The 12347-nt window shown below is 71.8% G+C and carries 13 protein-coding genes and 1 tRNA gene; 8 read left to right on the top strand and 6 right to left on the bottom strand.

Features of this window, described 5'->3' with window-relative positions; all coding sequences use genetic code 11:
* Positions 1-240, top strand: a 240-nt coding sequence (locus BZL64_RS31960) for an NUDIX hydrolase (RefSeq protein ID WP_483025113.1), incomplete at its 5' end; no start/stop codon positions are given.
* Between the two features lie 7 nt (positions 241-247).
* Here BZL64_RS31960 and BZL64_RS31955 read toward each other — a convergent pair.
* The gene (locus tag BZL64_RS31955) at positions 248-1660 is read right to left on the bottom strand and encodes a M1 family metallopeptidase (RefSeq protein ID WP_086772624.1); all 1413 of its coding nucleotides are present in this window, start codon (positions 1658-1660) and stop codon (positions 248-250) included.
* A 130-nt stretch (positions 1661-1790) separates the two neighbouring features.
* Here BZL64_RS31955 and BZL64_RS31950 point away from each other — a divergent pair, with 130 nt between their 5' ends.
* Positions 1791-2291, top strand: coding sequence for a hypothetical protein (locus BZL64_RS31950; protein ID WP_086772623.1), 501 nt, complete (start codon positions 1791-1793; stop codon positions 2289-2291).
* A 145-nt stretch (positions 2292-2436) separates the two neighbouring features.
* Here BZL64_RS31950 and BZL64_RS31945 read toward each other — a convergent pair whose 3' ends face one another.
* On the bottom strand, positions 2437-3147 hold the full coding sequence (locus BZL64_RS31945) for a pentapeptide repeat-containing protein (RefSeq protein WP_086772622.1): 711 nt from the start codon (positions 3145-3147) through the stop codon (positions 2437-2439).
* Positions 3148-3297: 150 nt separating this feature from the next.
* Between BZL64_RS31945 and BZL64_RS31940 the strand changes: the two genes are divergently transcribed.
* Both BZL64_RS31940 and BZL64_RS31935 read left to right on the top strand, forming a co-directional pair.
* Complete coding sequence (locus BZL64_RS31940) at positions 3298-4461, top strand: NAD(P)-binding protein (protein ID WP_086772621.1); 1164 nt, start codon at positions 3298-3300, stop codon at positions 4459-4461.
* Positions 4462-4573: 112 nt separating this feature from the next.
* Entirely contained in the window at positions 4574-5545 is a 972-nt protein-coding gene (locus BZL64_RS31935) for a zinc-binding dehydrogenase (RefSeq protein WP_086772620.1), read from the top strand.
* A 35-nt stretch (positions 5546-5580) separates the two neighbouring features.
* On the opposite strand, the gene BZL64_RS31930 is transcribed toward BZL64_RS31935, so the two are convergent.
* The 3 genes from BZL64_RS31930 to BZL64_RS31920 all read right to left on the bottom strand — a co-directional run bounded on the left by BZL64_RS31930 (position 5581) and on the right by BZL64_RS31920 (position 8441).
* Positions 5581-6597, bottom strand: a complete 1017-nt coding sequence (locus BZL64_RS31930) for an NADPH:quinone oxidoreductase family protein (protein ID WP_086772619.1) — start codon at positions 6595-6597, stop codon at positions 5581-5583.
* 46 nt (positions 6598-6643) lie between these two features.
* Positions 6644-7009, bottom strand: coding sequence for a MerR family transcriptional regulator (locus BZL64_RS31925; protein WP_086772618.1), 366 nt, complete (start codon positions 7007-7009; stop codon positions 6644-6646).
* 64 nt (positions 7010-7073) lie between these two features.
* On the bottom strand, positions 7074-8441 hold the full coding sequence (locus BZL64_RS31920) for an outer membrane protein assembly factor BamB family protein (RefSeq protein WP_086772617.1): 1368 nt from the start codon (positions 8439-8441) through the stop codon (positions 7074-7076).
* A 190-nt stretch (positions 8442-8631) separates the two neighbouring features.
* Between BZL64_RS31920 and BZL64_RS31915 the strand changes: the two genes are divergently transcribed.
* Positions 8632-9393, top strand: coding sequence for a maleylpyruvate isomerase family mycothiol-dependent enzyme (locus BZL64_RS31915; protein ID WP_086772616.1), 762 nt, complete (start codon positions 8632-8634; stop codon positions 9391-9393).
* Between the two features lie 50 nt (positions 9394-9443).
* Here the strand turns inward: BZL64_RS31915 and BZL64_RS31910 are convergent.
* Positions 9444-9515: transfer RNA gene (locus BZL64_RS31910), tRNA-Thr, on the bottom strand.
* A 243-nt stretch (positions 9516-9758) separates the two neighbouring features.
* Between BZL64_RS31910 and BZL64_RS31905 the strand changes: the two genes are divergently transcribed.
* The 3 genes from BZL64_RS31905 to BZL64_RS31895 all read left to right on the top strand — a co-directional run bounded on the left by BZL64_RS31905 (position 9759) and on the right by BZL64_RS31895 (position 12305).
* Positions 9759-10847, top strand: a complete 1089-nt coding sequence (locus tag BZL64_RS31905; RefSeq protein ID WP_086772615.1) for an ABC transporter ATP-binding protein — start codon at positions 9759-9761, stop codon at positions 10845-10847.
* 200 nt (positions 10848-11047) lie between these two features.
* Positions 11048-11512 (top strand): hypothetical protein, encoded by a 465-nt coding sequence (locus BZL64_RS31900; RefSeq protein WP_086772614.1) that lies wholly within the window; start codon positions 11048-11050, stop codon positions 11510-11512.
* 61 nt (positions 11513-11573) lie between these two features.
* Entirely contained in the window at positions 11574-12305 is a 732-nt protein-coding gene (locus BZL64_RS31895; protein ID WP_086772613.1) for a nucleotidyltransferase family protein, read from the top strand.
* The last annotated feature ends 42 nt before the right edge of the window (positions 12306-12347 follow it).

Raw genomic sequence — 12347 nt, 5'->3', positions numbered from 1 at the left:
CGCTCGAGCGGGGGGACCCCCATCCGAGTCCCCGTCCACCAGCACGAGCACATCTACGTCACCCCCGGCCCGCGCCGGGAACCCGCCGGGCCCGGTCTGGCCGCCGCCCACGCCACCGACGGCATCCTCACCTGGCGCTGGTGGAGCCGCGAGGAGCTGGCCGAGGAGGCGGAGCCGGTGTGGCCGGAGGGCCTCGCCGGGCTGCTCGACGCGTGGGAGGCGTCTCGCCGGCCTCGGTGACGGCGGGTCAGGGGCTCTTCGGCTTGCCCTTCCCGTACAGCCAGTCGCGCCAGATCGGCTCGAAGTCCTGGTCCGGGGCCTGCTTCTCCACATACGCGGTGAAGTCCGCGGTGTCGGCGTTGCCATGTCGGTGGGCGGCGGTCCAGCCCTGGACGAGGTCGTAGAAGGCGTCGTCGCCGAGGGTCTGCCGGATCTTGTGGACGACCATCGCGCCGCGCTGGTAGACCGGGTCGGCGGAGACGTCCGCGGCGCTCGTGGGCTTCGCGGGCGGGAAGTCCCAGAGGTTCTCGTAGGTGTCCTCGCCGTGGTCGTACCGCTCCATGAAGGTCTCTTCGGCGGTGGGCCCGCCCTCGTCCTCCGCCCACAGCCACTCCGCGTACGTCGCGAAGCCCTCGTTGAGCCACATGTCCCGCCAGGTCCTGGGGGTCACGGAGTTGCCGAACCACTGGTGGGCAAGTTCATGCACGAGGAGGTCGATTGCCGGGGCGCCGGGGAAGACGGGGCGGTTCTGGGTCTCCAGGGCGTACGCGGAGTCGCTCGGGCGGTCGACGATCGCGCCGGTGGAGGAGAAGGGGTACGGGCCGAAGTTGTAGGCCGCCCAGTCCATGACCTCGGGCAGCCGGGCCAGCGCGGTGCGGCTCGCGGCGGCCTGGGCGGGGTCGACGGCGACGTACACCGGCACCCCGTCCCCGGTGGTGGACCGGGTGACGGTATAGCGGCCGATCGCGAGCGTGGCGACGTAACTCGCCATGGGTTCGGCGGTGCGCCAGGCGAACGTCGTACGGCCGCCGGTGGTCCGCTCGCTCCTCAACTCCCCGTTGGACACGGCCGTGAGGCCCTGCGGCACGGTGACCTGGATGTCGTACGACGCCTTGTCCAAGGGGTGGTGGTTGCCGGGGAACCAGGCCATGGAGCCGGTCGGTTCGCCCAGCGCGAGCGCCCCGTCGGCCGTCCTGAGCCAGCCCTCCTTCGAGCCGTCCGGGTCGCGGATCGTCTCCGGGCGGCCGGAGTAGCGCACGGTGACCTCGAAGGTCTCGCCCTTACCGAGCCGGTCCTCGGGGCGGACGGTCAGCTCCTGCCCGTCGCGGTCGAAGGACGCCGCCCTGCCCTCGACGGTGACCTTCTCGACGGTCATGCCCTTCAGGTCGAGATCGAAGGCGGAGAGGGCCTCTGTGGCGCGGGCGGTGACGCGGGCGGTGCCGGACAGGCGGTGGCCGGTGGGGTCGTAGGCGAGGTCGAGGTCGTAGTGGCGGACGTCGTAGCCGCCGTTGCCCGCCTTCGGGAAGTACGGGTCGCCGAGCCCGGAGGCACCGACGTCGTCCGACCCGCCCCCGTCGCACCCGGCGAGGGCGAGCGGCAGGGCGAGGCCCCAGACGGCGGCCACGGCGACGGCCCTGACAAGGCGCGCGGATCGGGACATGTGAACGATCTTAGGCGCGAGCGGATCAGGACATGTCAGAGATCGCCGGATCAAGGAGCCGCGCAGGCTGGGACATGTCAGGGATCTCGGCGGGCGCCCGCCCCTGCGGAGCCGTGACACCATCACGTACGTGCTCGACATCGGCTACGCCCTCTCCAACCGCTTTCCCGACCCCCCGCAGACCGACTACCGCCGCGCGGACGTCCACGCGCTGCGGCACGACCTGTTCTGTGGGGACGTCTACCTGGCCGACACCAAGGCCGACCGCGAGCTGTCCACAGCCTGGGGATGGGTGCCGGTGCTCGACTTCGCGTGGGCGCTGTGCGACATCGTCGAGCAGCTCGACCAGGATCCGAAGGGCTCCCGCGCCTCTCGCCCCCAGCACGCGGAACTGGACTTCACCGAGTCCAGCGACCGCATGCTCTTCGAGCGCCGCTTCGGCTGGGTCGACATCGAGGCCGACTGGATGCCGGCCGAGGAACCCCCGCTGAACTTCTCCCACTCCGAGCTGCGCCGCGAGGCCCGCGACTTCCTGCACGACCTGATCGCCGACCTGGTCGACCTGCACGACGACCTGGGCGAGAACCCGGCGATCTGGACCCTCCAGGCCCGCTTCCCCCGACTGGCCTGAGCGCCACCCACCCGCGTGAGGCCCGCCGGCCTTCCCTCTCCCCCTCAGCCGCCCCACCGAGCACGGCCAGATCCTCTTCCGGCACCCCCTGTGTGGCAAGTCTCCCCGGCCAGGTAGCCGAAGCCCCGCCCGCCACGGCACCGCCTCAGTCCTCCACCCTGATCCCCAGCTCAGCGGCCAGGACCGGTGCCAGGTCCAGTAGTTGGGCCGTGCTGATCACCGCGCCGGACAGGCGGTCCAGGCCTCCCGCGATGCCCAGTTCCGTCGCGCCGCGCAGGTCCGCGTCCGTGAGCGTCGCCGCGGTGAAGTCGGCCGACTTCAAGGCACAGTCCACGAACTCCACCCGCTCCAGGCGCGCGCCCCCGAAGTCCGGCTCGACCAGCACACAGCCCTGGAAGACGACGTCCCGCAGCCGGGCCTGACGCAGGTTCAGGTAGTCGATCTTGCCGCCGCGGATCAGGACCCGCTCCAGGACCGCCCCGTGCAACTGCGTCCCGCCCAGGCGGGCGTCGATCAGCTCGACGTCGCGCAGCGTCGACTCGGCCAGGTTCGTGCCGACCCCGCGGATGCCGGTGAGCACCGAGTCGAGCAGGCGGGCGTGGTGCAGCCGCGTCCCGTCCAGCACGCAGGCCGACAGCGCGCAGTCCATGAAGCGGGCGCCCCCGCCGTCCTGCCCGGACAGGTCTCTCTCCCGGAACTCCAGCCCGTCATAGTCCCCGTCGGGCTCCAGCCCCCCACCGTCGTACGGCTCCAGCGGCGGCAGCCGCACCTCCGGCCGCCGCGCACCCTTCACCCGGCTGCCACCGCCCGTGGCCGCCCTGGCCCTGCTTCCGCCACCCGCACCCGTCCTCGCCATGCCCCCATGCTGCACCCCACCACTGACAATCCCGCTGACCTGCACGAACGCCCGCCATGTCACACATCGCGGCCCGCCGGCGGTCCTATCCGGCAAAGGCACCGGACATCACCCGGCCCTCCCGGCCGTCTCACACCACACGGAGAGCCCATGCGCCACATCACCGTGATCGGCGGTGGCTTCGCAGGCCTCACCGCCGCCATCGCCGCCACCGAGGCGGGCGCCAAGGTCACCCTGCACGAGGCCCACCACACCCTCGGCGGGCGGGCCCGCACCGCCGACGGTCCCTACCGGACGAACGAGGGCCCGCACGCCCTCTACAACGGCGGCCCGCACTGGACCTGGCTCCGGCAGCGCGACCTCATCGGAGCGCTCGCCCCGCTCCCGCCGCTGGAGGCCGCCCGGCTGCGGCTGCACCACCGGGGCGCCCTGCGCCGCACCCCGCCCCTCGCCATGCTCAAGCTGCTGCGCGCCGGTGTCCGCCGCCCCGCGCCCATCGACGTCGACTTCCTGACCTGGGCGACCGAACTGGCCGGCGAGGAGGGCGCCCGCGCCGCCGCGCACTACTCCGCCGTCGCCCTCTTCCACCACGACCCCGGCGCGCTGTCCGCCGCGTTCGTGCAGGAACGCCTGCGCCGCGCCACCAAGCTGCCGCCCGAGGCGCACTACCCACGCGGCGGCTGGGGCGCGCTCATCGACCGGATGGCCGGCCGCGCGTGGAATCTCGGGGTGCGGATGGAGACCCTCTCCCGTGTCGACACCCTCCCCACCGACACCCCGGTCATCGTCGCGACCTCCCTCGACGCCGCCCGGCACCTGCTCCGGGACGACTCCCTGACCTGGCCGACCGGCCGTACCGCCCTGATCGACCTCGCCGTACGCAGCAGCCGCGGGGACGCCTTCGCCGTCTCCGACCTGGACGCGCCCGGCTGGATCGAACGCTTCTCCGCGCAGGACCGCACGCTCGCCCCGGCCGGTGAGCAGCTGATCCAGGGGCAGATCCCGATCGGCCCCGGCGAGACCAGGGCGGTGGGCGTCGCCCGTGCCGAGCACCTTCTCGACCTGGGGTTTCCGGGCTGGCGCGAGCGGGTGACCTGGCGCAGGGAGGCGGTGGCGGCGGGCCGTACGGGCGCGGTCGACCTGCCGGGCACCAGCTGGCGGGACCGCCCGGCCGTCGAGCGCGGCGACGGCGTCTTCCTGGTGGGCGACCAGGTGGCCTCGCCGGGCGTGCTGTCGGAGGTGTCCTTCACCAGCGCCCTGACGGCCGTCTCCCTCGCCCTCGGCCGGAACAGCCTTGACCTCAAGCATGCTTGAGGTTGCAGAGTGGCCAGGCAGACAACACCACGCGACAACACCACACACAACGCGCCATCGACGCCACTGACGCCACTCACGCCACTCACGCGAGCGACCCTGGGGGGACCCCATGCACGCCGTACGCCTGCACGCCTTCGGCCCGGCCGAGAACCTCACCTGGGAGGAGGTCGAGGACCCCCGCCCGGCGCCGGGCCAGGTCCGTATCGCCGTCCGGGCGGCCGGTGTGCACCTGCTGGACACCGCCCTGCGCGAGGGCCATCAGGGCCCGCAGCAGCAGCCGACCGTGCTGCCGACCGTCCCCGGCCGTGAGGTCGCCGGCGTCGTCGAGTCCCTGGGCGACGGCGTGGACGGCGCATGGCTCGGCAGGCGTGTCGTCGCCCACCTCGGTTTCGCGCCCGGCGGCTATGCCGAACTCGCCGTCACCGACGTCGACCGCGTCCATGAGATCCCGCCGAACCTGGACGCCGCCCAGGCGGTCGCGATGATCGGCACGGGCCGTACGGCGCTGGGGATCCTCCAGTTCGCCGAGCCGGGCCCCGACACGGTGGCAGTCGTCCCGGCCGCCGCGGGCGGCATCGGCACCCTGCTCGTGCAGTACGCGAAGAACGCGGGCGCCACCGTCGTCGGTCTCGCGGGCGGCCCCGAGAAGACGGCCCTCGTCCGGGAGAACGGCGCCGACCTCGCCGTCGACTACAGGGACCCCGCCTGGCCGGACAAGGTCCGCGCCTTCTTGGGCGGCCGGCCCGCCACCGTCGTGTTCGACGGCGTCGGTGGCGAGGTCGCCCGCGAGGCGGTGGCACTGCTCGGCCCCGGCGGCACACACCTCGTCTTCGGCTGGTCGGCCGAAGGCATCAACGGCGGCGAGGGCTACTTCGTGGAAGGCGTCTCACAGTCGGTCCTCGGCCCGGTGATGCTGGAGAAGGCGGGCGGTCTGCGACCCCTGGAACTGCGCGCCCTCACCGAAGCGGCCACCGGCCGCCTCACCCCGTCCGTCCACCGCTTCCCCCTGCGAGAGGCGGCCACCGCCCACCGCGCCCTGGAAACCCGGCAGACAACCGGCAAGGTCGTCCTGGAACCCTGACCCGACCGGCCGGAGGAATCCGCCGGTGCCGGTTCCTAGCGCCACGGATCGAGGGCGAGCTTCCCCCGGCTCCGGCCCGCTTCGAGTTGCCGCAGCACTGCCGGCCCCTCGGCCAGAGGATGAAGCCGGGGGGTGCCGGGCGGGTACACGCCGTGGGCGATGAGCGCCTCGATCTCGACGAGCAACGACTGGTAGAGGGCCGGGGCTTTGACCGCCAGCGCACCGATGTGCAGACCCTTGACCTGGACCTGGTGGGTGAAGACCAGATCGTGTGTGGTCAGCGTGGCGTCGCCGGAAGCGGCACCGAACACGACGACGCGTCCGGTGAAGGGTTTCGTGGCGGACAGGCTCACCTCGAACGTGGCCTGTCCCACCGATTCCAGGACCAGGTCGACGCCGCCCGTCAGGCGGGTGATCTCCTCGGCCAGGTCGGGGCGTCGGCTGTCCAGGACCTCGTCGGCGCCGAGCGCTCTGACGGTGTCGTGCTTGGCCGGTGACGCCGTGGCGATCACGCGCGCACCGTAGTGGCGGGCGAGGCGAACCGCGGCCTGCCCCACACCTCCGGCCGCGGCATGGACGAGCACCACCTCACCCGTCTTGATCTCGCCCAAAGGCTTCAGCGCCGCCAGCGCGGTGGCCCAGTTCAACACCAGACCGAGGGCTTGGGCGTTGCTCCAGCCGGACGGCACGGGAAGTACTCCCGCGGCCGGCATCGTCATGTACTGCGCGAAGGCGCCCGGACCGGCTCCGACGATCTGGGTGCCGAGCCGCAGTGGGTTCTCGACCTCCGGGCCGACACCCACGATTTCACCGGCGGCCTCGAAGCCCGCCACATAGGGTGCCCGCGGCCCACCTCCGTACGTTCCACGGGCCTGCATGACGTCGGCGAAGTTGACGCCGGCTGCGCCCACGCGGATCAGGTAGTCGCCGGGTCCCGGAGTGGGACGGCGGTGACCGGTCGCGAGATCCAGATCCTTCGGCCCCCCGTACGACCGCTGGACCAGCGCTCGCATCGTCTGCTCGGCGGTGCTCCGCCGCTCGTTGGTCTCCATGCACCGACCGTAGGAACCTGACACTTACGTCAAGGTCAAGTGGTCGTCAGAGATCAGTACGGCGGGCCTCTCGAAGGTAGGTGTCGAGTGCGGCCTGCTGATCGCTGAGAATCGCGATCCGTGCGGCGAGCCGATCTCGATGGCTCTGCACCTCGTGCAGGAACTCCGCGCACACCACCTCCGTGCCGACACCGGCCTCGTCGGTGAGGCTGGGCAGAAATTCCCTGATCAACCGCACAGGCAGCCCACACTCCAGCAGCGAACGGATGACGAGCACCCGGTCGACGGTGGACTGGCAGTAGTCGCGGAACCCATTGCTGAATCGGCCAGGGACGATCAAGCCCTCATCCTCGTAGTGCCGCAACGACCTCGCACTCACACCGCTGACCCTGGAAGCTTCGCCGATCTTCATACCCGGATCCCGTCATCGGTCTTCTGGTCCAGGGACGTCGGAGTCCCCCGACGCATTTACTCGTCTACTCGCGCGTGTACGCCGAGAAGGGGTGCACCCCCGCACCCTGCCGCACGGCAATGACCAGGTCCTGGTACACGAGCAGGGCCGTCGGTTCGTCCTGCTGCGCCTGGTCCACGTCGACACCGGCGTCCGTGTCCTCCTTCTCGTCGCCGGTGGCCGCGTCGAGCACCCGCAGTTGGTCGAGGCCGTCGTGCCGGGTGCCGCGGTCGGCGAGGACGGTCACCCGGCCGCCGGTCACGTCGAGGGCGCGCAGACCGCCCGCGACGGCTACGTCCCGCAGCCACACCTGGCTGCCGCTCGTGAGGTCGAAGGCGACCACCCGGTCCCGGTACGCCTCGCGTCGCCTGCTCTCGACGCCGAGATAGAGCCGCCCGTCGGTGACGGCCACAAGGCTCGGCGTGTGCGCCTGGACCGTGCCGTATCCGCCGGTGGTCGCGATCCGGCCGACGGGCTTGCCTTCCTGGCCGAAGGCGAGGAAGGCCCCCGGCTGGCCCTCCGTCGCCCCTCCGGTCCGCACGACCGCCGGCTCGGCCGACAGCAGGGCCACCTGCCCGTCCGGCACGGGCGTCGTCCGGCCGCCGAGAGGCGCGGTCCACCGCTGCCCGCCGTCGGCCGGGTCGAACGCGGCGAGCCGCAGTTCGGTACGGTCACAGGCGAGTACGGCAACGACCTGCCGCTCCCCGGCGGCGACCTGCTCGGGCACGCAGTCCTTGGGTACGGCGGCCGTCCAGCGCGGGGCGCCGGTCCGCAGGTCGAAGGCGCGCAGGGCCTTCGACCCCGAGACGACGGGCCGGGTGCCGGAGGTCCACAGGTCGTCGTCGATGACCCACATGTCGTCGGCGTCCCGCAGGACGGCGATCCCCCCACCCACGGCGACCATGTCGGTGAACGTCTCGGTCATGTCCCCGGGAGTACGAGGCGTGTGCCATCGTTCGCGGCCGGTCGTGAGGTCGAGCGCGGCGACGGTCGAGCAGCCCGCGTCCGCCATGTTCCCCCGGGCGATCAGGACGACGGAGCCGGCCGTGCGGCGGCTGACGGCGCAGACGTGCTCACGTCCCGGCGCGGCGTATTCCCAGCGTCCCTTCCCCGTCCTGGCGTCGACGGCCGTGACCGCGTCGTACCGGCTGCGCACGAGCGTGTCGCCGACCAGCCAGGCCCCGTTGCCGTACCTCATGGCGCCGCTGTCGACCGGGGCCTCCCAGACGACGCGCAGCGAGCCCCCCGAGTCGGAGCAGCCCGCGGCAAGGCCGACGGTGAGCAGCGCGGTGACGGCCGCGAGCAGCGGGCGAAGCCGCCGCCCCGCTCCCTGACGGCCCGACGACCGCCGCTCCCGCCCCGGTCCGATGTCCGCTGTCGTACGCGTTGTCATAGGATCCCCACCCCTGCCGCGAACTGCCGAAACCCCGTCAGGCTAGGCCATAGTTGATCAACACACCGCGCCTGTACGCCACCGCACCGGCGCAACGGCCCGGGAAGCCGGAGCCGACTGCCTCAACCCCCGCAGCTGCGGCCCCGAAATCAGGGTGCGGTCGGCTGAACTGGGGTGATAGGCAAGCGAAATGACAGAGAGTCCGCGGTATTCCGCCCTGCTGCAACTGATAGATGAGCGGTCGGCCGCGTTCCGCAGTGCGGTTGCCGCCGCGCCGAGCCTCGACGTGCCGGTGCCGTCCTGCCCCGAGTGGACGTTGTCCGATCTGGTGCAGCACCTGGGTACGGGCCAGCGCTGGTGGGCCGCGATCGTCGCCGCGGGCCCGGCCGAGACTCCGCCGGCCAAGCCTGCCGCGGACGTGCCGCGCGAGCCCGAGGCGCTGCTGGCCTGGTACGCCGAGTCGAACGAGCTGCTGCTGAGTGCGCTGCGCGAGGCCGGCCCGGAGCGCGAGTGCTGGGTGTGGTGGGGCGCCGGCGTGTCGCCGGGGACTGCCCGGGGCGTTGCCCGGCGCCGGGTGCACGAGGTGCTGGTGCACACCTACGACGCCCAGCTCGCCGCAGGCGACGTGCAGCCGATGCCGGCGGACGTCGCGATCGACGGCGTGGCCGAGTTCCTCGACACCTGCAACTCCACCCCGGCGGCCTGGCCGCACGAGGCCGCCACCGTCCACTACCACGCCACCGAGGGCCGCTCCTGGATCCTCACGCTGGACGGCACCGGCGCCTGGCCCGCACCCCTCACGGACGACGCCGCGCCCGCCTCCGCTTCGGCCACGGGCACGGCCGAGCAGCTGCTCCTCTTCGTCTGGGGCCGCCTCACGCTGAGTGACCTGAAGACCGAGGGTGACCAGCAGGTGTTCGAGCAGCTGATCGCCTGGGAGCCCGAGGAGTAGCCGGTCGATACGCCGGCGCACGGCCGGTACTGCAGCGCGGGTAAAAGAAGAGCCCCCTGTCGGATTCGAACCGACGACCTTCGCTTTACAAGAGCGGTGCTCTACCACTGAGCTAAGGAGGCGTGCGCGCTCGCGTCCGCGAACGCGCCCGAGCAGTGTACCCAGGTCGCCGGGGGCCCCTGTCGAAAATTTCCGCGAAGTTCACATGCCTCCGGGTACTGACAGATCAGGCGAACGCCAGGTACCGTCCAGATCCGGTTCACTCATGTGGACTACACCTTCCCGGGCCCTGTCCGGGACGGCTCACCACCTTCCTACAACGGATCGTCCGGCACGTTCCTGCCGGTAGAAGGGGGCCCATCACCATGGCCACTGTCACGTTCGACAAGGCGACCCGGATCTACCCGGGTTCCACCAAGCCCGCCGTCGACGCACTTGAGATCGACATCGAGGACGGCGAGTTCCTCGTCCTGGTCGGACCGTCCGGTTGCGGCAAGTCCACCTCGCTCCGCATGCTCGCGGGGCTCGAGGACGTGAACGGCGGCGCCATCCGCATCGGCGACCGCGACGTCACGCACCTGCCGCCGAAGGACCGGGACATCGCCATGGTGTTCCAGAACTACGCGCTCTACCCGCACATGACCGTCGCCGACAACATGGGCTTCGCGCTCAAGATCGCCGGCGTCAACAAGGCGGAGATCCGGCAGAAGGTCGAGGAGGCCGCGAAGATCCTCGACCTGACCGAGTACCTGGACCGCAAGCCGAAGGCCCTGTCCGGCGGTCAGCGCCAGCGAGTCGCGATGGGCCGCGCCATCGTGCGTGAGCCCCAGGTCTTCCTCATGGACGAGCCGCTGTCCAACCTGGACGCCAAGCTCCGCGTGTCGACGCGTACGCAGATCGCCTCGCTGCAGCGCCGCCTCGGCATCACCACCGTGTACGTCACCCACGACCAGGTCGAGGCCCTGACCATGGGCGACCGGGTGGCGGTCCTCAAGGACGGTCTGCTCCAGCAGGTCGACACCCCGCGCAACATGTACGACCGTCCGGCGAACCTGTTCGTGGCCGGCTTCATCGGCTCCCCGGCGATGAACCTCGTCGAGGTCCCGATCGCCGACGGCGGCGTGAAGTTCGGCAAGTCGGTCGTGCCGGTCCAGCGTGACGCGCTCTCCGCCGCCACCGACAAGACGGTCACCGTCGGCGTCCGCCCCGAGCACTTCGACGTGGCCGGCCCCGACACCGAGCAGGGTCTCGCGGTCGTCGTGAACGTGGTCGAGGAGCTGGGCTCCGACGCCTTCGTCTACGGCACCGCCACGGTCGGCTCCGAGACGAAGGACCTCGTCGTCCGCGTCGGCGGCCGCAACGTCCCCGAGAAGGGCAGCACGCTGCACGTCGTGCCGCGCGCGGGCGAGACCCACGTGTTCTCGACCTCCACGGGCGCGCGCCTCTCCGACTGACCCGAGCGACGTGAGAAGGGCCCCGCGGCAGCCGCCGCGGGGCCCTTCTCGCATCCGGCCTCCGGAAGGCCGAAAAACCCCGGCACAACGGGCCTTTCGAGCGCGAACGTCAACCCACTACCCAAAAAGACGCACTCCTTCATCCCCCGACCGGGTGACTAAATGTCGCCAAATCATTACCCCGCGCTACCCTCACACGCGTGAAGCACTCCGTGAAGCACTCCGCCACCCAACCGTCGCGACGCGGCCAGGGCCCCGCCCGACGGATCGGCCGCTCGCTCGCCCTCGTCCTGCCCGTCGTCATGGTGCTCTCGGGGACCCTCGCGGTCACCCGGGTCAACTGGTCGGGGAACCCCTCGGATTCGGTGCTCACCGCCTCCGACGTCTCCACCGCCCACCGCACCTCGCACGGCGCCAAGGCCCCGCAGGACGTCCTGCGCGACCAGCTCCTGACCGAACTCCAGGAGAAGGACCCGGGGACCGCCCTGACCCATCTCCAGGCCGCGGTGAACGGCAGGCCGTCCCTGGCGAAGCACTGCACCTCCATCGCCCGCTCCCTGGGTCGCGCCGCCGTCCGCATCTACGGCCCCTCACGCGCCCAGTCGTACGCCCGCCCGGTCTGCGACACGTCCTTCGCCTCGGGCGTCCTGGCGGCGCACAACTAGGGCGTTGGAGCCCCCCAGGGGACCCTCTCGACGGGTACGGGGCGCCGCGTACAGTTCGGGCATGACCGATCCGCGCGCCGCGTCCCGACCCACGCAAGCCGTCATCCTGGCCGGTGGCCAGGGGTCCCGGCTGCGTCCCTACACCGACGACCGGCCCAAGCCGATGGTCGAGATCCCCGGGACGGGGACGCCGATCATCGGCCACCAGCTGGGCTGGCTCGCCGAGGAGGGCGTGACCGACGTCGTGGTCTCCTGCGGCCACCTCGCCGACGTCCTGGAGAACTGGCTCGACTCCGCCGACCTGCCCCTGAAGGTCACCACGGTCGTCGAGACCGAGCCCCTCGGCCGCGGCGGCGGCCTGAAGTACGCGGCCGCCCATCTCCCCCACCCCGAGCGGCCCTGGTACGCCACCAACGGCGACATCTGGACCCGCTTCTCGCTGCGCGACATGGCGGACTTCCACACCGAGCGCGACGCCGTCGCCACCCTCGCGCTGGCCCGGCCGCGTATCCCGTGGGGCGCCGTGCAGACGGACGGCTTCGGCCACATCACCGACTTCATCGAGGCCCCGCCCACGACGTACGAGATCAACGCCGGCGTCTACGTCTTCTCCCCCGAGTTCGCCGGGCTGCTGCCCGAGCGCGGGGACCACGAGCGGACCACGTTCCCGCATCTCGCCCGTGAGCGGCGGCTGGCCGGGTTCCCGATCCCGCAGGGCGCGTACTGGCGCGCCATCGACACCGCGAAGGACCTCACCGAGGCGGCCAAGGAACTGGCGGCACTGGGCCGCTGACGGTCCGCCATCCGACTACGACGACGGGGAGCCGCCGTCCGG

The organism is Streptomyces bobili (genome assembly GCF_002154575.1).
GTDB classification, from domain to species: Bacteria; Actinomycetota; Actinomycetes; order Streptomycetales; family Streptomycetaceae; genus Streptomyces; species Streptomyces bobili.
The sequence above is the reverse complement of the archived record's forward strand: the minus strand, read 5'-3'. Positions and strand labels throughout refer to the sequence as shown.

What these genes read in the sequence shown, in the direction of transcription:
- BZL64_RS31925 (WP_086772618.1), bottom strand. Translation starts at nt 7,009, where the DNA reads ATGAAGATCGGCGAAGCTTCCAGGGTCAGCGGTGTGAGTGCGAGGTCG.
- BZL64_RS31940 (WP_086772621.1), top strand. Translation starts at nt 3,298, where the DNA reads ATGCGCCACATCACCGTGATCGGCGGTGGCTTCGCAGGCCTCACCGCC.
- BZL64_RS31930 (WP_086772619.1), bottom strand. Translation starts at nt 6,597, where the DNA reads ATGGAGACCAACGAGCGGCGGAGCACCGCCGAGCAGACGATGCGAGCG.
- BZL64_RS31915 (WP_086772616.1), top strand. Translation starts at nt 8,632, where the DNA reads ATGACAGAGAGTCCGCGGTATTCCGCCCTGCTGCAACTGATAGATGAG.
- BZL64_RS31945 (WP_086772622.1), bottom strand. Translation starts at nt 3,147, where the DNA reads ATGGCGAGGACGGGTGCGGGTGGCGGAAGCAGGGCCAGGGCGGCCACG.
- BZL64_RS31955 (WP_086772624.1), bottom strand. Translation starts at nt 1,660, where the DNA reads ATGTCCCGATCCGCGCGCCTTGTCAGGGCCGTCGCCGTGGCCGCCGTC.
- BZL64_RS31920 (WP_086772617.1), bottom strand. Translation starts at nt 8,441, where the DNA reads ATGACAACGCGTACGACAGCGGACATCGGACCGGGGCGGGAGCGGCGG.
- BZL64_RS31905 (WP_086772615.1), top strand. Translation starts at nt 9,759, where the DNA reads ATGGCCACTGTCACGTTCGACAAGGCGACCCGGATCTACCCGGGTTCC.
- BZL64_RS31935 (WP_086772620.1), top strand. Translation starts at nt 4,574, where the DNA reads ATGCACGCCGTACGCCTGCACGCCTTCGGCCCGGCCGAGAACCTCACC.
- BZL64_RS31895 (WP_086772613.1), top strand. Translation starts at nt 11,574, where the DNA reads ATGACCGATCCGCGCGCCGCGTCCCGACCCACGCAAGCCGTCATCCTG.